The organism is Kistimonas ophiarachnellae (assembly GCF_057552235.1).
In genome coordinates this window covers 439,241-457,998 of record NZ_BAAJPA010000001.1, presented here as the reverse complement: position 1 = coordinate 457,998, position 18,758 = coordinate 439,241, and the positions used below count along the sequence as shown (strand labels likewise).

The following is an 18,758-nucleotide window of genomic DNA, read 5'->3' as shown; positions in this document are numbered from 1 at the left end:
GGTCAATAGTAACTACATTATCTGGAGTTTATCTCCATCCATGCAGGTTGTAGTCAGAAACGCACACCCGGTGAAGGGTTAACGCCCTGGCCTGTTATTTCCGAGGGACTCCACCATGGCCGCCACCAGGGCGACGGCTGAGCCCAGAACGGCCTCGTCAATATCAAAACCGCTTTTGTGGTGCCCTTCCGGCAAGTCACTGCCCATGATGAAATACACGCCCTGTCCGCCCTGTGCCTGAACAGCCCTGACCATCCAGGTGGCATCCTCACTGGCGCCAAAGGGGCGCTGTTCAATCACATCATGGATGCCTGGCAACTGCTCCGCCTGCTGCCGGAGACGGGCGACAAGTTCAGGACTGTTGGTGCAATCCGGTGCTTCCCCCTGAACCGACAGTTCGACTTCCACGCCATGCATAGCGCCAGTCGCCTGACTGATGCGTTGGACGGCCTCCATCATGTAGGCATCCAGCGCCAGGGTCTCTCCCCGGGTTTCACCACAAAGATGGGCGCTGGCCGGAATCACATTCCGCCCCCCTTCAGATACCAGATTGCCGATGTTGATGCGGGTCATGCCATCACGGTGGGAGGGGATCGCCAGCATCTGGTTGATGGCTGTACAGGCGCAGGCCAGCGCATTGGCGCCTGCATTGGGTTCAATGCCGGCATGGGCTGGTCGTCCGGTGAAGGTCATATCAAACTTGGTGGTTGCCAGAAAACCGGTAGGATTCACCACCACCGCCCCGCTGGGCACATTGATGCCCAGATGCATGGCCAGAAAATAATCCACGCCTGTGAGTACCGGCCCCTTTGCCACCGCCTTGCCGCCACAGCAGCCTTCTTCGCCGGGCTGGAAAATCAGGCGGATCTCACCGGCCAAGTGCTCACGATTCTCGACCACCCAGCGCGCGACCGATAAACCAATGGCAGTATGGCCATCATGACCACAGGCATGCATTTTTCCATCTATTTCAGACACAAACCCTCCACAGCAGGGAACATGTGCTGAAGACCGTGACTCGGTGACGGGCAATGCATCAATATCAAAACGGAGCGCAATAACAGGCCCTGGCCTGGACATGCTCATTGTTGCCGCCAGGCCGGTATAATCGCCCATACGCTCCAACCAGACGGGGTCCGCCCCTTGCTCAGCCGCCCGTTGTTTTTCTGCAGCAACATCGATATTGCGCCCCATGACCGAGGGAAGATCCAGGTAATCCTCGCCAAAATGCAGCTGATACCCCAAAGCATCAAGGGTGGCAGCCACTTTCGCGGTTGTTCGGAACTCCGTCCAACTCAGTTCAGGGTAACGGTGCAGGTCTCGGCGACAACAGACAGTGGCGTCGATCAGGTCCGGGGATAGGTTCATGCGGCAGGGTTCCATTACAACAACAAATGGCTGAAGCATAGCGGATCGATAGTACTGATAGTGTAACAAGCCCGTCCAGTGTTAATCCCGCGCACGTGAAATCACGACTTGCGTCCGACAGGTTATCCCTGACAATACCCGCATGACAGAATGCTACATCGCTCCCCCCTGCCTGGAAGTTCTCCGGGAACTGTACCGTGACAATGACATCGTGGTTGTCGACAAACCGGCTGGCCTGCTCAGCGTGCCCGGCCGCCACCCTGACAACTACGACAGTGCACTGACGCGCCTTCAGGCCATTGAACCGGAAACCCGCGTCGTCCACCGGCTCGATATGGCGACATCCGGCATCATGGTCTTTGGCCTGCATGCTGACAGTCACCGGGCGCTGAGCCGCCAGTTTCAGGATCGCCTGGTCAGCAAAGCGTATGTGGCCGACGTCTGGGGTGAAATGGAACAGGAAAGCGGTGAAGTTGACCTGCCATTGCGCTGCGACTGGCCGAACAGGCCCCGGCAAATGGTCGATCACGAACAGGGAAAAAGTGCATTCACCCGTTTTCAGAAGATGCCTGGTCTTAATCGTCACGGTCGGGTCTGGCTCGAACCGGTGACCGGACGATCCCATCAACTGCGGGTGCATATGGCAGCTATCGGGCATCCGATTCTCGGCTGCAGTTTCTATGCGCATGAAGCAGCTCGTTCTGCAGCAACGCGTCTGCATCTGCATGCGACCAGGTTGTCATTCAGTCACCCTGGCAACCTGTCGTCCATGACATTTGAAAGCCCACCGCCTTTTTAATGAAAACCGGGCACAACCACGCGACGCGTAGTTTTACCTATATACGCAATACGGCGAACTGCCATAGTCTCAACCGAGACGAATTTCACTAGACGAGCTTGGCTGATTACAGAACGCATGAACCCGGTTACTTCTCATTCAGACCTCAAAAATGCTGTAACCGGCATGCTGTCCTGTGCTGCCCTGCTACTATCTGCTGCCCTGCTACTGAGACGCGGGCTGGCAGTCTAGTATTTACGAAAACTGTCGGCCCTTACGGAAAGGGCCGATGGTTGTCGCACTGCCTTCATACACACAACCAGAATCCCCACCCGTAACGCTGACAGTCTCCATCCATCTGATGACACGAGGCTGCTGTGAAGACATCGAACATCGCCGCATTGGGACTCATGACCTTCTCCCTGTTTTTAGGAGCGGGCAATCTCATTTTCCCCCCCATTATCGGTTACCTGGCCGGAGACCAGACCTGGCAGGCCGGCGCCGGCTTTATCCTTGGCGATGTGGGACTGACCCTGCTGGCGTTGATCGCCGTTGCCTTGAGTGGCGGTCCTGACAAGGTGGTCAGGGATTTCTCTCCCGCTATCCAAAAGTTATTCTGGGTCGTCTTGTTCATTGTTATTGGTCCGGCGTTCGTTATCCCCCGTGCAGTGATGGTCGCCTATGAAACCGGCTTTATGCCCTTTTTCCCCAACACGGGCGATACGGTGTTTCATGGCTATGTTGTAGTTTATCTGGGGATCACCCTGGCACTGACTTTGAGACCGGGTCAGTTAGTCTCCACTATCGGCAAATGGATGACGCCGTTACTCGCGTTGATGTTGACCACCATCGCGGTGGGCACTTTGATCAACCCGCAAAGTGCCATTCAGCCTGCCCGTGGTGTTTATGAAAGCCAGCCTGTCGCTGAAGGTCTGATCCAGGGATATCTGACCATGGACGTATTGGGCGCACTTGGTTTTGGCTGGATCATCACCCATGCTATCAAAAGCCTTGGCGTCAGCAGTGGTCGCGATATTGCCCGTTTTACCACCATGGCCGGCCTTATTGCCGCTATCGGCATGATCCTCATTTACAGCGCCCTGTTCTATCTCGGTGCCACCAGTCACAGCCTGGTGCCTGATGCCAGTAACGGCGCCCGTATCCTGTCCACCTATGTCGCCGCCTTGTTTGGCCCTGCTGGCAATATGGTGTTGACCATTGTCATTACGCTTGCCTGTTTGACGACCTGTATTGGTGTAACGGGTGCCAGTGCAGAGTATTTCAGCAAAACCTTTACATCGTTCAGCTATCGTCAGTATGTGGCTGCAATCGCAATAGCCTCCGCTCTGGTTGCAACAGTCGGTCTTGACCAGTTGATCATGCTGACGGTGCCAGTGATTGTAACGATCTACCCGGTAGCCATCGCCGTCATCATCATGCCCTTTATCCGCCGGTTTCTGTTTTACCCGACCATGGTCACCCGTGTCGTCAGTGCAACCGCCTTACTGTTTGCCATTCCTGACGGCATCAAGGCCGCTGGATTTATGCCTGAATCGATGAATGCCTTTTTGGGCCAGCACCTCCCCCTGTTCGAACAGGGCATGGGATGGGTTGTTCCCGGCATGATCATGCTGATATTGAGCATCGCTGCCAGCCAGTGCTTTGGCTGGAACCGGCAGTCGGAAGAAGCGGCCTGCTAACAGGCCATGCCCCTCTGGACCATTGACGGTCTGGAGGGGCAGTCACAGGAAGGATTTGGCAGCAGGGATCAATAAGTGTTACAAGTGTCGGAATAACAAAAACAACAAACGACAGGGGCATGTGCCGTGAACTATATCCTTTACGCCATCCCGGTTTTCTTGCTGCTGATTGCGATTGAAATTCTCGCAACAGTGATTCGCAAAAAAGACTATTACCGCACGAATGATGCCATTAACAGCATCAGCACCGGCATGATCAGTACGGCCTCCAACCTGACGACCAAGGTTGTCACTTTCACGATTTATGTCGCAGTCTTCGAATACCTTGCCCCGGTTCATCTCGACGCCAGTCACCTGTGGGTTTGGGTGGTGGGCTTTTTCCTGAAAGATTTTTTCTATTACTGGTATCACCGCGCCGGTCACGAGATCAATATCCTCTGGGCGTCACACGCCGTGCATCACCAGAGTGAAGAATACAACTTGACCACGGCCCTGCGACAAACGTCTACCGGCTTCCTCTTTAACTGGATTTTTTATGTGCCGGTCGCATTAGCGGGCATACCGCCAGTGGTCTTTTTTGCTGTCAGCTCCATCAACCTGCTCTACCAGTATTGGGTGCATACCCGGCATATACCGAAGCTTGGCTGGTTCGAATGGTTCTTTATCACACCCTCCAATCATCGGGTTCATCATGCCAAGAATCGCCGTTATCTGGATAAGAACTACGGTGGGGTATTTATTATCTGGGATCGGTTATTCGGTACCTATGCCGAAGAAGACGACAACTATGAGCCGATTCGTTACGGCACCCTGAAACCCCTGCGCAGCTGGAATCCCTTATGGGCCAACCTGCAACTCTATGTGCATCTGTGGCAGGATGCAGTCAGAACCCGTCGCTGGAAAGACAAGTTAACGCTATGGTTCCGCCGAACCGGTTATCGGCCAGCAGATGTATCCACACCAATGAAAATGCCGGATATCCATGCGTATGAGAATTACAATCCCACGATTTATCCCGGCTTAACACGCTATGCCAGTGTTCAGTTTGTGTTCATGATTGCTGCCACCGTCCTGCTGATTGCCATGAGCAATACATTACCCGTCTGGATCACCATCCTGTGTACAGCAGTACTAGGCTATAACCTGCTTATTATTGGCTGGTTAATGGAAAAGCAGTCCAGCCTGATGCTAATGGAGCTATCACGTGTGGTGGTTACCCTTGTAGCGATGGCCAGTGTCCAGCCCGTGATGTCACTGAACGAAACGGTATGGCTATGTGTAATGGCATGGTCACTGCTCTCCATCACGGCATTTTCTGTTATCAACAGTAAAAGATGGGTATCAGGCAAGACACCCGCCTGACCCTCGCGGGTTACGATTTGCACATAAAAAGACAATGAGCCGATTAAGAGAACCGCCAGATGATGTTGGTTAGCCGTTCTCTTGATCGCAGTCTTGAATCGCCGAAACCTGACCACAGGCCCAATACAACCCCGGCCAAAACCAGGATGCAGGCAGAATGCCTGCCAGCGTATTCCAGCAACGGGATACCAGGGAGTACAACCGATAGCGCTCAGGCCCATCCATATCGGGTGACGGTAACAGCGGGCCAATGGCATAACCGGTTTCAATCTTGTCAAACCCGGCGTCACGAAACGCCTGTTGTAACGCCTGCTCACTCATTATGCCCAGGTTATGGGTTTCCAGATCCTTCGGCCTGTAACGCTGCAAAGCCCGGTGAACCAGTCGGTGTGAAAAATTGGGAACCGTCACAGCAACCCATCCACCGGGCCGGGCAAATTTACGGTGTTGACGAAGCATGTCTGCCGGGTCAGAAAAATGTTCAATCAAACCAAAGGAAACGACAAGATCGCTTTTTTGCTCGGGGTTTAACGTGTAGATATCCCCTTCCAACAACTCCGCGGCAATCCCTGAATGTTGCAGGCGCTGTTTTGTCTGCAGCAATCCTTCCGGTGAATAATCAACGCCCCTCAGAACGGCCTGGGGCAAGGCGCGATTCACCAGGTTCAACATGACGCCTGGTGCACAACCCAGCTCTATCACCCCGGGCTGGCTGGATTCACACTTTAGCGCCCATCCCTGCAGCAACGACAAAAAATCACGCAGCACCCAGTTTTTTACCCGGTCCTTTACCGCGCCACCCAGTGCCCTTGCCTTCCACACAGCACTCCATTGATCGGATGACATCAAGTCGTCGGCCATTCCCTTTCGCTCCTTTCTGGTGGATGCTGGCGGCTAATCAGAAACCAGAACCATCCATGGCATCTATTCCGAAAGCATAGACAGGAAGTCTGCGATTAGAAAAACAGGGGCTTTTTGGACAGGCAGAAATAAAGCAATGTCCCGTCACAGGGCACTTAATGATCAGCCTTTAGATGCCATCAGAAATGTTTTACAAACAGCGTGCACCAAATGGCACAGCAATAATCTTTTGCGTAAGATATTCAGCCATTCAACAGGGTGAGAGAATAACAACCCGTTATCCATTGCCAGAAAACACTCACCTTTGCTTCGGCTATTGAAAAAAGGAAATCACGCATAATGTCTACAAAATGGATGATATACGGCGCCAACGGTTATAGCGCCAGGCTCGCCGTTCAGGCGGCAAAAGAACGGGGTTTTCAGCCGGTTGTGGCGGGACGCAACCGAGAAAAAGTCGAGGCCATCGCCCGGCAGACAGGGCTTGAAGCCCGTGTGTTTAGCCTGGACAACACCGCAGATATCATCACCAACCTGCGCGATATCAAGGCGGTCATTCACTGTGCTGGCCCATTTTCCGCAACTGCCGCCCCTATGATGGAAGCCTGCCTGCAAACTGGCACCCACTACGCGGATATCACCGGTGAGGTTCCCGTCTTTGAACATGGACAGACCTTGCATGAGCGTGCCCGTGAAAACAATGTGGTGCTCTGCCCCGGTGTCGGCTTTGATGTCATACCGACTGACTGTATCGCTGCCTGTCTGAAAGAAGCCCTGCCGGATGCCACGGAACTGAACCTGGCGTTTAATGCCGGTGGCAATCTCAGCCCCGGTACTGCCAAAACCTCCGTTGAAATTCTGGCTGGCGGTATCAAGGTCCGTCGCAATGGCGAGCTGGTGACTGTGCCGCGCACCTGGAATATACGGGACATTGATTATGGGCGTGGACCGCGCACCTCCGCCGTGATTCCCTGGGGCGATGTTTCTACCGCGGCATGGACGACAGGTATCAAAAACATTGCGGTGTATATTCCCGCACCGGGCAGTCGGTTGGCATTGAAGGCCACCAGCCTGGCGACTCCACTGCTGAAGCTGAAGCCGGTGCAGCAATTCCTGAAAAAGCGCATCGAGAAATCCATCCCCGGCCCAACGGCCGAGCAACGATCCGCACGGAAAACCCTGCTATGGGGCGAAGTCATCAACGCCAGCGGTAAGCGGGTAGAAGCTCGTCTGCAGACTGCGAATGGCTATGATGTCACTGTCGCCGGTATCCTCGCCGCCGGTGAGATGCTGGCAACTTACCAGGGCGAAGGCGGCTACTATACCCCTTCACAGTTGTTTGGTCCGAAGATCATTGAATCACTGCCCGGTTCGGGCAAAATCGAAATCCGCTAGGACCAGAATCGGCATATCAGTCAACTCTGCTGGTATGCCCTGGCATCTTCAGGCTTCTTCCATGCGTCAGCGCCGACGACCGGCGTATAAACCCTGTCGTCAATGGTCAGACAAGTACCGAAGGAATCACGCGCCGTATTGACGCTATTGGACACAACCTGAAGCAGGCAAGGTTGCCAGTGACATACGGAAAACTGCAGTTTTTAACAGTATTACCAACCCTATTGCCTGTCTGGATAACAATCAGAAAACTATTCATATACTTGTGAATCCTAATAGGGAAGCAAGTAATAGCGGCGTCGCCAGGTCTCAGTGACAAACTTGTCTTATACATTCTGTTAAAACGGCAAATGAATACACGCTGCACAGTCTGATAGTAATGAACGCCAGGAGAAAACCATGAGCCTACAAGCAGTAACGAGTAAAGTCGCATCAGTAGCATTCGATAATCAAGGTAGCGAAGCTAGCGCCAGGCTCTCCGTTCCCCAGTCGTGCTTCGGCCACAAGATAACGGCGGCTGATGACAGCATCTCAAATATCATCCAGGATTGCTGCGCTATATGTTTTACTGACTTTCATATACCTGACTACGATCATAAAGAAATACTAAAAAGAGAGAGAGAAGTATTTGAACAAGAGAAAGAACTAATCTGCAATAAACAACATATCATCACAGAAGAATACTTGAGCGAAAAAGAAACATATCTTTCTGAAAAAAGTCGAACCTTACAAAACATAGAAGAATGTATTTATAGGATAAGAGAAGCAGAGCCAGTCGCTAACATCAGAGAAGAAAAAGAAATAGAAAGAGAAAAACACTTTTCCCATACAAAAGAAATTCTTGAACAGAAAGAAAAATACATAGAAAAAAAAGGAGACAAACCAACCCAAAAAGAAGACTCACCTGAAAAAAAAGTCCTCTTGGAAAAAGCAAAAACATTATTTGAAAGAGAAGAAAAACTATTAAAAGAGGAAGACGAAATCCTCATAGAAGATTGCTTGCAAGTACTTACAGGAACTTTAAATTGCGGTCATTTTTTTTGCGGCGTATGCTTTGAAACATTAATGGATAAAGGAAGAAAAATCCGTGACAAAATAAGGATCAACTGCCCTAAATGCAGAAAAAATGACTTGGTGAAAAAATCAGAGCAAGCAACTTCCATTTTAAACATTTTAATGACTAAACATTGCCGATGCGAGACTGATTACTGCAGCATCATAAGTTCACCGATTCCCCACATTTTTGAAATCCAACAAACAGGTACAGAACTGACGTTTGTCGGCATTATCAGTGACATTATAGTTTGTTATAATAAAAATCTCGCAGAGGCAATGAGAACAAATCCAGACCAAGTAATAACCACACACAAAAAAACACCTCAAGAAATAATAGAAGGCCTAAAACAAGGGACGCCTTTCTTAGCACCTGAAGAAGTATTAGGCAACATTCAATTATCAGGTAACGATAGAGCAGATATAGAACTCATCGGCAAACTTCTTTCACCATGCCCTTATCCATCAAAATTATTCGTAACACAACAAGTCAGGGACTTCATAAAAAACAACCAGACTTTCATATGCAAATGGTTAGAGAAAATTTATCAAAACGCATTATTTTCAATAACAGAAAGAGCGATCTACTCCCCCGAAAAAGGAGAAGCATCAGCATCAAATAGAAAAATAGCAGCTGACGCAATAGGACTCACGGTTGCATTTCCAGCCCGTCCAGACGCAAAAATGGAAGATTACAGAAAACAGGTTCTTGAATACCGACAGTGTGATATTAGTCATGCACAGAATGGAGAGGAATGTTTTAACCTTCTATTAAAAGATATAAGAAGCGACCTTGCCATGCTTAAACTACGCAAAGACAAACCTGCAATGTTTGATAATAAAACCAAAGTTTACATAGCAGGATGGAATGTTAGTCAAGATCAGTGCTTTATAGTCTCTTTTAACAGCCACGGAAAGAAGATCAGGCATACCTTGCTATTTACAGCATTCTGGAAACCTGAAGCCAACGACCTGAGTCTGGCTCGGCTGCAGGTAGCGGTGGATAGCTATGAAAAGGAAAACCCTCAATCTGGCATCACTTTCGCATCATTAAAAGATCATACGCCACGTACAACACCGGACTTACAAAGACCTCCGCAAGTAAAAGCCAGGCCCAGATAAAAACAACAACACGCAAAGCTGTTATAGCGTGAGACATTTTTTCAATGCCATAACCGTAACCCATGCGGCAGCAGGCGTCTGAACCATAAAATCCTGCTGTCCGATAACAAATGTGCGTTGTACTTGTCGTCAATTAACACCATGTAACAGGCATTCAGATGATTCAATAGGGCAATACGGTCATGAATGACACCTGGCAATGAAACCTGGATTGTGGCGATTGAAATGGCATATTCCATTAAAAGCGATTGTCGAAACATCAAACCGGTTTGTCATAAACAACCGATGTGGAGAAAGAATAAACTACCCTGACCACTGGATTGTTCAGGAACCAACAACAATCACTCCGGCAAAACGTCTCCCCGGTAACGGATCCCAACAAGCATCATCGTCTTCCTCAGCCCCAAACCCGGCAGCGCGATTTTCTGCATCAACCGTGGGTCAGATCGATGACCGTGCAAGCACAACGGGGCTTCGGCCTCCCATACAATCGAACGAAACATCCTCTGCCAAACGCAAAATAGCTGTTGATGATTTAGCGGACAACTCAGCCTCCAAAAGGCCTGCTATTGCTCAAGGTGACAACCCTCTCGCGGTATTCAACATAATCACAACGGGCTCTATTAAGGATTTGCAAGCCTTAATGGCCACGAAGACCTGGATTGATACCCGAAATAATGTTGGCGACACACCACGGATATACGCAACGTAACGTGAAGTGGTTATCGTTTTCAGGACACAGACCCGGGTAGTCAAACCTGTTTGTTAGGTAATCCGTCCTGTTGAGTGACGTAAATTCGGCTTAACCAGAGTCCAACATCTGGCAATTAATCGTTTGCGAGGTATATCAATGGCATCTGCAAGTACACCTGTTAGTAGCAGCAACAGCAATGTTTCAAATGTAAAAGATGAAAAATCAACATTCTCTGTAGGTCATCGTAGTATCAGTCCACATGCTTCTACGCCAACAATAGCCTCCTCTACAGATACCACACCGACATCAGGTTCATTATCAGATAAAAGCATCCAGGTTTTATATGACTCCATCATTTATATAGGCCGCTTTCAGCCTTTCCATTCCGGCCATTGCCATGTTGCTGAGCATGCTTTCGAGAACACAAACTTCCTGATTATGGTTATTGGTTCAAAAAACAAGTCAAGAACAAGAAAAAACCCATTCAATTACGAAGAACGAAGAAAAATTGTGTCACTGACTTTAGATCAGCGTTTCCCGGGAACGTCTGGTAAACAATATGCAATTATTGGTCAGGATGACTGTGACAATAATCAACAATGGATCAGTGAAATACGTGAGCAGGTTGAAACGCAACAGCGAAGTTTTGGTCTTGATCCTGAATCAGGAAAGCACAGACTCATAGGTTATAGTAAAGATGATTCGAGCTATTACCTGGAAGCATTTCCTTACTGGAAATGCATTCATGTTGAAGGGTATCGCCACCAAAACACAATAATTAATGCAACTGACATTAGAAATATTTTGTTTAGATCTACAAAGAAAACACTTTCCGGGGAAGAACAACAGCAACTTGAAATATTACTATCCGAGCCCGCAATGCAATGGATTGATGCGCATAAAGCAATTCTTCGTGAAAGTTGTGAAGGTTCTGCAGCTCAACCAGACACAGCAGAACCTGAACAGCTTTCATCTGCCGTTAAATAGAAACGATGTCGGCGACTTCTAAAAGTTCTTCGTCAATTGCGTTGTGCTTGCTGATAGCTTCAGCAAAAGGCGTCAGTGCCACTGCATTGTTACGCACACCCACCATCACACTGCTGTTTCCTTCCAACAGTGTTTTGACAGCAGCAACGCCCAGACGGCTTGCCAGCACCCGGTCAAAACATGACGGACGACCACCGCGCTGTATATGACCCAGTACTGTCACTCTGGCCTCGTAATCAGGCAGGCGGGCTTCCAGGGTTTTCGCGAGTTCAAATGCACCACCGCCCTTGCCGCCTTCCGCCACCAGAACAATGCTGGAGGTTTTACCGGCACGGTCACTGCGCTCCAGCGATTTGATCAAGTGGTCAATGCCCCGGTCAGCTTCAGGAATCAGGATTTCTTCCGCACCACAACCGATACCGGAGTTCAGCGCAATAAAGCCGGCATCACGACCCATGACTTCAACGAAGAACAACCGGTTATGGGAGGTTGCCGTATCACGGATCTTGTCCACCGCTTCAACCACGGTATTCAGCGCGGTGTCATAGCCAATGGTGTAATCCGTACCGAAGATATCATTATCAATGGTGCCGGGAACGCCAACGACAGGTATTCCGAACTCCTTTTCAAAGAGCGTTGCCCCCGTAAAGGAGCCATCGCCGCCAATCACTACCAAGGCATCCAGATCAGCACTGCGGAAATTCTCAAACGCTGTCTGTCGTCCTTCCGGCGTACGGAATGCCTGGGAACGGGCAGACTTAAGCAACGTCCCACCCTGGTTGACGATATTCGCCACCGAACGGGCATTCATGGGTTCAATCTGGCCGTCAATCAGCCCCTTGTACCCTTCACGAATCCCGTAAGGCTTGATGCCATGGTGGACACAGGCCCTGACAACGGCCCGGATAGCAGCATTCATGCCCGGCGCATCACCACCGGATGTCAGTACGCCTAACCTGCGAATCTCTCTGGTCATGTTGTAACACCCTGTTAAACGTTCATCACCGGAAATGGTTCAAACCGTAATAATTTTCACGGTATTGGTAGACCCGCTGCTTTCACCCCGGGTCAGGATTACCCTGTCGCCTTTTTCAACATGCCCGCCCTTGACTAGTTCTTCAATGGCATGGGCTTCAACTTCCGGGTTATCACTGCGCATGGAGAACGGCAAACAGTGTACGCCCCGGTACAGCGCCAGACGACGGCGGGTTTCTTCCAGACGGCTGAGTGCAAAAATCGGCAGGCCTGAGTTAATCCGTGACATCCACAAGGCTGTTCTGCCACTGCGGGTCAGGCAGACAATCGCACGTACGCCATCCATATGATTGGCCGCGTACATCGCGGCCATCGCGATGGCTTCATCATTTTCCTGGAAGGAAAATTCCATACGATGCTGAGATACAGTCGCTGCCGGTTGCTTCTCCGCACCACAACAGATACGGGCCATGGCTTCAACAACACCGTGCGGGCATTTACCCGTAGCGGTTTCTGCAGACAACATCACGGCGTCAGTGCCATCCAGTACGGCATTGGCTACATCAAACACTTCCGCGCGGGTCGGCAGAGAATTTTGAATCATCGACTCCATCATCTGGGTCGCCGTAATCACCGGACGGTTCAGCAGACGAGCCGTGGCAATCATGTTTTTCTGCACACCGACCAGTTCAGCGTCGCCAATTTCAACCCCCAGGTCACCACGGGCGACCATGACAGCATCCGACGCACGGATAACTTCTTCCAGCCGTTCCTGACTGCGAACAACCTCAGCCCGCTCGATTTTAGAGAGAATCGCGGCATTGCCACCAGCGGCCTTCATCAGACGACGGGCTTCTTCCAGATCTTCACCATTACGGACAAAAGAAACCGCCAGGTAGTCAACACCGATATCTGCCGCCACCTGGATATCATGCTTATCCTTGTCAGTCAGGGCGGGTGCTGAAAGTCCGCCGCCCTGAAGGTTAATGCCTTTGTTATTGGACAGTACGCCACCGTTGATCACACGGCAGTGGATTTTCATCCCCTCAATACCCGTCACTTCAAGGCTGATACGACCATCATCCAGCAGCAGAACATCGCCTGTCTTACAGTCATTGGGCAATTGTTTGTAGGCAATACCGACAGCCTCACGGGTTCCCTGGTCAGTCGCTAGTTCACCGTCCAGCGTAAAGCTGTCACCGTCAGCCAGGGTAACCTGTCCGTCACGAAAACGGGCGATCCGGATTTTTGGGCCCTGCAAATCACCAAGAATCGCCACCGTACGTCCCTGCCTTGCCGCAATGGAGCGTACCCGCTCTGCCCGCAACCGGTGTTCTTCCGGCTCCCCGTGGGAGAAGTTCAGGCGTACCACATCCACACCGGCGATAATCAATTTCTCCAGCGCATCTTCGCTTTCTGTGGCAGGTCCCAGGGTGGCAACTATCTTGGTTCTTCTCAGCATATTCATTTCTGACCGAAAATTAGCAGGGCTATAGCAGGCAGCATAGGGCAGGAAAAACATTGTCGTTAGTCAGACCAACAATTTCTTCCCTGCCATCAACAGCCCGCAGCATACATAGACGGCTTTTCGCCACCAGAGTGAGGAAAAGCCGTCTATGTATGACTCAAAAAACGAGAGACCGTTCAATGAACGGTCTCTTTTTTCTATCGTGCAATCATTACGCGTTGATAAACGCTTTGGCGGTATCCAACATGCGGTTGGAGAAGCCCCACTCGTTGTCGTACCAGCTCATGACTTTCACCAGACGACCCTGAACGCGGGTCTGGGTGGCATCAAAGTTGGAGGAGAACGGGCTGTGGTTGAAGTCGATAGACACCAGCGGCTGGGTGTTGATATCCAACACAGTGTTCATCGGCGCCTTGACCGCTGCAGCGGCAACAATCTCATTCACCTCTTCCACGCTGGTATCGCGAGCAGCGATGAAGTTCAGGTCAACCACGGATACGTTGGCTGTGGGAACCCGTACCGCCATGCCCGAGAAACGGCCCTGCAGCTCAGGCACAACCAGGCCAACCGCTTCAGCCGCACCGGTCTTGGTGGGAATCATGTTCAGCGCCGCTGCACGGGCACGGTACAGGTCAGTGTGATAGACGTCACTCAGACGCTGGTCATTGGTGTAGGCATGGATGGTGGTCATCATGCCGCTTTCGATACCAATGGCGTCGTTCAGGGGCTTGGCCACCGGCGCCAGGCAGTTGGTGGTGCAGGAGGCGTTGGAGATAACGGTCATGTCTGCCGTCAGAATGTCGTGGTTTACGCCATAAACGACGGTCGCATCCACGTCCTTACCGGGGGCGGAAATAATGACTTTCTTCGCGCCGGCATCAATGTGCGCCTGGCACTCAGACTTGGAACGGAAAATACCGGTGCATTCGAACACCACATCCACACCCAGGTCAGCCCAGGGCAGGTTTGCCGGGTTACGCTCGGCGAATGTGCGAATTTCATCGCCATTGACGTACAGGGCATTCTCGCCGGCTTCAACCAGGGCGTTGAAGCGACCGTGAACGGTGTCGTACTTGGTCAGGTGTGCGTTGGTCTTGGCGTCGCCCAGATCATTGATCGCAACAATGCGGAATTCATCGGTACGGCCTGCTTCGTACAACGCGCGCAGTACGTTGCGTCCGATACGTCCGTAACCATTGATGGCGATGTTGATCATGCCTGTTCTCCCGGTTGCAACCGCACTCGCGGTCGACATTGTTATGCTGAAAAAAAGATGACTGTTCCGGATACATCGGCAGAGGGCATCAAGTGATAACCCTGTCACTCACGGACGGCAATGCACTATCAGATCGACATCATCTGGCAATATCGAAATGGTATTTCAAAGGTATTTAATATCGCAATAGATCTTTGCCGAAACAAAACCATTTTTTGACACACAACAATACCTTACAGAAAAACAAACACTTTCAACCAGCAACACCAAAAAAGTAAAAGAATACGAACATGCCGCAAAGAAAGTCCTTTACGAGCATTAAAAAACAGTCCTACTCACTTTCTTCGAGCGGTCGGTACCGCCACAGGCATTAATACCAATTGATTCTGGTTGTTAAAGATTGTTTCTGGCAAAAGACAGTCTCAGGGAAAGGCAAGAGAAACCAACCGCGCAGAAGGGAAGGAGGTGAGAAATCAAAAATACCGGATCGGGGGCCTTGAGAGGCCCCGTACCAGCAAGGCGAGTCCTTTAGTAGTGAATCCTGAGAAATGAAAAGGCATTAGCTATCAAAAGAAGTTGGGGGAGGGGGAGTGACAAAATCAACTCAGCATATTCGACACAAAACAACGCCGGACATTTTCCTTGTCTGACAAGTCATGCCGGAAATGGACGACCTTTAATGGCAATTCGGCCTGCTCAATGATCTGTTTCTGAATTTCATCATCCTCAAAATGCACCCCCACCTGAAAACCGCTTGCGATCAGCATGCTTAACACCTGCACCTTGTGATAGCCGGAACTTTCCCGGGTTTTTTCCGCAAAAGGCCGGTTATTAAAGAAAACCGGGTTGGTGATCCGCCGGGAGGCCAGCATCGCCAAGGTGTCACGGGCTTCCTCAATACTGCGACCGGTCACAATCAGATCATCAGGTCCGGGATAAACACCCTCGTATCCGTCCAGAAAAATGACACCATCAATATCATACGAATTGACGTTTTTTCTCACTGGCAAATACCTGCTGACTGGTGATATCGGTATATTCCCGTTTGGCCAGAGCCTCGCATTCCCGCTTGGCATCGGCATTCATCATTTGTTCTGGAGGTGTTTTCTGGGTCCAGGCACTGGGGCCACGAAGCGCACCAACGATATCCATTTCACGGGCAACCTGCAGATAGCGAATGGCATCAATGACGACACCTGCCGAATTTTCACTGTCCTGAACGCTCAGTTTTGCGTCAATAGTCAATTTGGCACCACCAAACCCAAGCGCTTCAACCCGGAGGTTAGCCACCTTATTGTCCTTCAGGTATGGGATAAAGCTGCTGGGACCGGCATAAATACCATCTTTGGGCACAGGAATTCCGCGAATATCGTTCTGGGCACGAATCACATTTTCTTTGCTGATCTTTTTACTCGCCAGGCGACTTTGATCCACCATGTTGGCAAAATCGGTATTACCGCCCACATTGGTCTGGCAGTGGAACTCCACCCTGTGACCACGATCAAACAACCCTTCCTGAATCAGCTGGGAAAAATAGCTGGCACCGAACTGGGAGCGCATGTCATCACCAATCAGGGGGAGACCCGCCTCAATAAACCGGTTTTCCCAGTCAGGATCAGAGGCGATAAATACCGGTATGCAATTCAGAAAGGCAACATCTGCATTAAGCGCCGCTTCCGCATAAAACGCTGTCGCCTGTTCAGAACCCACAGGCATGTAATTGATCAGGATATCAACGTCACGATCAATCAACGTTTGCGTGACATCAACCGGCAAACCGGCACAGGGCTTGAAATTGATGGTCTCGTGACAGGTCTCCATATGCGGCGCTACGCCGTCAAGCAATGGACCAAGCTGCACCTGACAGGCTTCCCGGATGTCTCGATGAAAGATACGGGCACAGTTAGGCGGCGCAAAAACAGCTTCGGATAACGGCTTACCAACCTTCCGCTCATCCACATCAAAGGCAGCCACAAACGTGATATCTGCCGGACGATAGCCGCCTATGTCAGTAAACATAATACCGGGGATAGCATCATCATGATTGTCCCGATAGAAATTGATACCTTGAACAAGAGCACTGGCACAATTCCCAACACCGGCGATCGCTATCTTGATTTCTTTACTCATGGGATAAAACACTGCTACAGATAATAGAAAACACCTACACAAATAGCGTAGACACCTATATATCTAGCTGATCCCCAGAAGTTCAGAACATATTTTTAAGACCGTTTTTATATTGCGGTATAGCCAGTGACGTACTTCAGGAATAAATGCCTTGAAATGGTAAATGACAAACAAAAAAACCTCCGGCGAATAACCGGAGGTTTTTTGTTCAAACTTAAGGATTGGCTAGTGCCAGCCCTGTTAGCAGCAATTACTTGAATTCTGCACGACCACGATAAGTCGCCTTGCTACCCAGCTCTTCTTCAATACGCAGCAGCTGGTTGTACTTGGCCACACGGTCAGAGCGGCACAGGGAACCGGTCTTGATCTGGCCGGCAGCGGTACCTACCGCCAAGTCTGCGATGGTCGCATCTTCAGTCTCACCAGAACGGTGAGAAATCACCGCGGTGTAACCGGCTTCACGGGCCATCCGGATAGCATCCAGCGTTTCACTGAGACTGCCGATCTGGTTGAACTTGATCAGGATGGAGTTGGCAATGCTCTTGTCGATGCCTTCCTTCAGGATGCGGGTATTGGTCACGAACAGGTCATCACCCACCAGCTGCAGCTTGTTGCCGAGCTTTTCAGTGAGCACTTTCCAACCGTCCCAGTCAGACTCATCCAGTCCGTCTTCAATGGAAATAATCGGATACTGGTTTGCCAGATCGGCCAGGTAATCCGCGAAGCCTTCGGAATCGAAGGCCTTGCCTTCACCCTTGAGGTCATACTTGCCATCGCGGTAGAACTCGGACGCTGCGCAGTCCAGGGCCAGAGTGACATCGTCACCCAGCTTGTAACCGGCATTCTCAACCGCTTCCTTGATAACGGCCAGTGCATCCGCATTGGACGCCAGGTTCGGAGCAAAGCCACCTTCATCACCGACAGACGTGCTCAGTCCCTTGGCAGACAGGACTTTCTTCAGGTTGTGGAAGATTTCCGCGCCCATGCGCAACGCTTCAGCAAACGAGCTGGCGCCGACCGGCTGCACCATGAATTCCTGGATATCCACATTGTTGTCGGCGTGCTCGCCGCCGTTGAGGATATTCATCATCGGCACCGGCATGGAGTACTGGCCGGAGGTGCCGTTCAGATCCGCAATATGCTGGTACAGGGGGATACCCTTTTCCGCGGCAGCAGCCTTGGCGGCAGCCAGGGAAACCGCCAGGATCGCGTTGGCGCCGAGCTTGTTCTTGTTCTCGGTGCCGTCCAGCTCAATCATCAGGTTGTCGATGCCGCGCTGGTTCGCCGCATCCCTGCCCAGCAGGGCCTCACGGATCGGGCCGTTGACATTGCCGACCGCGGTCAGAACGCCCTTGCCCAGGTAGCGGCTCTTGTCGCCATCGCGCAGCTCCAGGGCTTCGCGGGAACCGGTGGACGCACCGGACGGCGCACAGGCCCGCCCCATCGCGCCAGACTCGAGGATAACGTCTGCCTCAATGGTGGGATTGCCGCGGGAATCCATGATCTCCCGGGCTTTGATCTCTTTGATGATGGCCATTACGTTCAACTCCACACAGAAGAAACCTGTCGGCTGGCTGGCTGAGCTAACTGACAAGCGGGCTGAAAAAGTGCGCCAATGGTATACGACAAGGATCGCTCTTTAAATACCACTG

General features: G+C 51.0%; 15 protein-coding genes. 7 read left to right on the top strand and 8 right to left on the bottom strand.

Annotated features, from left to right (window positions below; genetic code table 11):
- Positions 1–78: 78 nt before the first annotated feature.
- On the bottom strand, positions 79–1,368 hold the full coding sequence (locus AC27K1_RS01925; RefSeq protein ID WP_487147885.1) for an amidohydrolase: 1,290 nt from the start codon (positions 1,366–1,368) through the stop codon (positions 79–81).
- Between the two features lie 142 nt (positions 1,369–1,510).
- Between AC27K1_RS01925 and AC27K1_RS01920 the strand changes: the two genes are divergently transcribed.
- From AC27K1_RS01920 to AC27K1_RS01910, 3 genes are all read left to right on the top strand, one after another.
- Positions 1,511–2,167 (top strand): pseudouridine synthase, encoded by a 657-nt coding sequence (locus AC27K1_RS01920; RefSeq protein WP_487147883.1) that lies wholly within the window; start codon positions 1,511–1,513, stop codon positions 2,165–2,167.
- A 356-nt stretch (positions 2,168–2,523) separates the two neighbouring features.
- Positions 2,524–3,846 (top strand): branched-chain amino acid transport system II carrier protein, encoded by a 1,323-nt coding sequence (brnQ, locus tag AC27K1_RS01915; RefSeq protein WP_487147882.1) that lies wholly within the window; start codon positions 2,524–2,526, stop codon positions 3,844–3,846.
- Between the two features lie 126 nt (positions 3,847–3,972).
- Complete coding sequence (locus AC27K1_RS01910) at positions 3,973–5,208, top strand: sterol desaturase family protein (RefSeq protein WP_487147881.1); 1,236 nt, start codon at positions 3,973–3,975, stop codon at positions 5,206–5,208.
- A gap of 69 nt (positions 5,209–5,277) precedes the next feature.
- Here AC27K1_RS01910 and AC27K1_RS01905 read toward each other — a convergent pair whose 3' ends face one another.
- Complete coding sequence (locus AC27K1_RS01905) at positions 5,278–6,069, bottom strand: class I SAM-dependent methyltransferase (protein ID WP_487147880.1); 792 nt, start codon at positions 6,067–6,069, stop codon at positions 5,278–5,280.
- A gap of 339 nt (positions 6,070–6,408) precedes the next feature.
- Here AC27K1_RS01905 and AC27K1_RS01900 point away from each other — a divergent pair, with 339 nt between their 5' ends.
- The 4 genes from AC27K1_RS01900 (at position 6,409) to AC27K1_RS01885 (ending at position 11,317) form a co-directional block, all read left to right on the top strand.
- The gene (locus AC27K1_RS01900; protein ID WP_487147878.1) at positions 6,409–7,461 is read left to right on the top strand and encodes a saccharopine dehydrogenase family protein; all 1,053 of its coding nucleotides are present in this window, start codon (positions 6,409–6,411) and stop codon (positions 7,459–7,461) included.
- A gap of 399 nt (positions 7,462–7,860) precedes the next feature.
- The gene (locus AC27K1_RS01895) at positions 7,861–9,636 is read left to right on the top strand and encodes an RING finger protein (RefSeq protein WP_487147876.1); all 1,776 of its coding nucleotides are present in this window, start codon (positions 7,861–7,863) and stop codon (positions 9,634–9,636) included.
- A 199-nt stretch (positions 9,637–9,835) separates the two neighbouring features.
- On the top strand, positions 9,836–10,348 hold the full coding sequence (locus AC27K1_RS01890) for a hypothetical protein (RefSeq protein WP_487147874.1): 513 nt from the start codon (positions 9,836–9,838) through the stop codon (positions 10,346–10,348).
- 138 nt (positions 10,349–10,486) lie between these two features.
- Positions 10,487–11,317: an adenylyltransferase/cytidyltransferase family protein gene (locus tag AC27K1_RS01885; protein WP_487147873.1), complete on the top strand. Its 831-nt coding sequence runs from the start codon at positions 10,487–10,489 to the stop codon at positions 11,315–11,317.
- On the opposite strand, the gene pfkA is transcribed toward AC27K1_RS01885, so the two are convergent.
- From pfkA to eno, 6 genes are all read right to left on the bottom strand, one after another.
- Positions 11,310–12,293, bottom strand: coding sequence for a 6-phosphofructokinase (gene pfkA / locus AC27K1_RS01880; RefSeq protein WP_487147872.1), 984 nt, complete (start codon positions 12,291–12,293; stop codon positions 11,310–11,312). The genes AC27K1_RS01885 and pfkA overlap by 8 nt on opposite strands.
- Before the next feature lie 39 nt (positions 12,294–12,332).
- On the bottom strand, positions 12,333–13,754 hold the full coding sequence (gene pyk, locus AC27K1_RS01875; protein WP_487147871.1) for a pyruvate kinase: 1,422 nt from the start codon (positions 13,752–13,754) through the stop codon (positions 12,333–12,335).
- A gap of 217 nt (positions 13,755–13,971) precedes the next feature.
- Positions 13,972–14,976 (bottom strand): type I glyceraldehyde-3-phosphate dehydrogenase, encoded by a 1,005-nt coding sequence (gap, locus tag AC27K1_RS01870; protein WP_487147870.1) that lies wholly within the window; start codon positions 14,974–14,976, stop codon positions 13,972–13,974.
- A gap of 599 nt (positions 14,977–15,575) precedes the next feature.
- The gene (locus AC27K1_RS01865) at positions 15,576–15,980 is read right to left on the bottom strand and encodes a hypothetical protein (protein WP_487147869.1); all 405 of its coding nucleotides are present in this window, start codon (positions 15,978–15,980) and stop codon (positions 15,576–15,578) included.
- Positions 15,955–17,106 carry an inositol-3-phosphate synthase gene (locus tag AC27K1_RS01860; RefSeq protein ID WP_487147868.1) on the bottom strand — a complete coding sequence of 384 codons (1,152 nt, stop codon included), beginning with the start codon at positions 17,104–17,106 and terminating at the stop codon, positions 15,955–15,957. Before AC27K1_RS01860 ends, AC27K1_RS01865 begins: the two co-directional genes overlap by 26 nt.
- 250 nt (positions 17,107–17,356) lie before the next feature.
- Positions 17,357–18,643, bottom strand: coding sequence for a phosphopyruvate hydratase (gene eno / locus AC27K1_RS01855; RefSeq protein ID WP_487147989.1), 1,287 nt, complete (start codon positions 18,641–18,643; stop codon positions 17,357–17,359).
- Between the last annotated feature and the right edge of the window lie 115 nt (positions 18,644–18,758).